This is a genomic window from Bacillus sp. GMs2/2, assembly GCF_050172095.1.
Taxonomy (GTDB): domain Bacteria; phylum Bacillota; class Bacilli; order Bacillales; family Bacillaceae_G; genus Bacillus_A; species Bacillus_A cereus.
In genome coordinates this window covers 1-1,489 of sequence record NZ_JBNLYE010000646.1, presented here as the reverse complement: position 1 = coordinate 1,489, position 1,489 = coordinate 1, and the positions used below count along the sequence as shown (strand labels likewise).

Sequence of the window (1,489 nt, the reverse complement as noted above, 5' to 3'; positions counted from 1 at the left end):
AGGAATTTAATATATTAATAAACTACTAACTTCTTTACTCCAGCCAAATTTTGAGGCAGAAACCTTTCTGCCTCAAAACAACGGGATAAAATATAAAAGAGTCTCATTAAAAAATGAGACTCTTTTACAATTTCATATTTAAATCGATTTCGAAGTTTGCTTACCAAAGATAAATACCCTAGTAAACACTGCCATTATAACTACTATAACCAGAAAATAAAGTGGCATCACCAGTAACGAGCCCGTATGCAATTGACTCATTCCCCAAATTGTCATCGCTACAATTACATAGTATCCTAAGCTAAACAACGCTCCAGCTGTACCAATGACATCTTGAAAATCTACTAACGCTAAACTTAAACAATTAGGTAACGCTACTCCAATTCCTAATAGCAATATAAACATCGCTATTAAAAATACAACCATATATATTACATTCGGATTTGATCCCACAAACGTAATAACAGATAAAAGGATAGCTCCTCCTGTCATTACAAGACAACCGATATATATAATTTTCTCTGGTTTATAAGTAGCAAGTAAACGTTTTGAAATTTTCGCTCCAACAATAGAAGCAGACGCTACAACAATTCCTAGAAAGCCATACATACTAGGCGATAACTGAAAGTATTCAATAAAGATAAACGGCGCTTCTGCATAATAGCTAAATAAAACACTATTTGCTCCTCCAATTAACAGCCCATATGTTACCACTTTTGGATTTGTAATTAACCTCTTCAAGACTGAAAATACATTTATTTTATTCGTTACTGAGCCCGTTTTTGTTTCAGGAAGAGAAACAAACGTATACAGAAAAATACCGATACTCATAACTACTAAACTTAAAAATACTATTTTAAATCCAAACATTTGATCAAGAAAGCCACCAATTAACGGTCCTATCGCTGGTGTAAAAGCAATGACTGCTGAAATTTGAGCAAACATAACATGCCTCTTATGCCCTTCTACACTTTCACGAAGAATCGTTTGCGTCACAACTGATCCTGCACTTGCTCCAAACGCTTGAATAAAACGACTTACCAATAAAACTTCAATGGAATTTGCAATAAAGCACAAGAAACTCCCAGCGCCATATACGACAATTCCAAATAACATTGCCCGGCGACGGCCAATTATATCTGATAGCCATCCAATAAAAAATACACCTAAAGCAAATCCAGCAAAATACACACTAAGCGTTAACTGCACCTCATTATTACTTACATGTAACGCCTTTGAAATGTCCGGTAAAGACGGTGTGTAAATCGTTTCACTAATTTGCGGAAATGCGACAAGAACAATCATTAACAAAAGTGATGGTACTGAGACTTTTTTCATTTTTCATACCCTCCTATAACTTTGAAAATCCCAGAAATAAAAAGACTTTCCTTAGCTACGGAACAGGAGGGGCCATTATAGAAATCCGGTCATAAAACAACAAAGAAAACACCTCAATTACGTATGTTAATACTTATAGGAGGGTAATATT

At 34.8% G+C, this 1,489-nt stretch carries 1 protein-coding gene; it reads right to left on the bottom strand.

Annotated elements, in window-relative coordinates:
* Window positions 1–138 precede the first annotated feature (138 nt).
* Window positions 139–1,338, bottom strand: coding sequence for a multidrug effflux MFS transporter (locus ACQGS6_RS28300; RefSeq protein WP_426966020.1), 1,200 nt, complete (start codon window positions 1,336–1,338; stop codon window positions 139–141).
* Window positions 1,339–1,489: the final 151 nt, after the last annotated feature.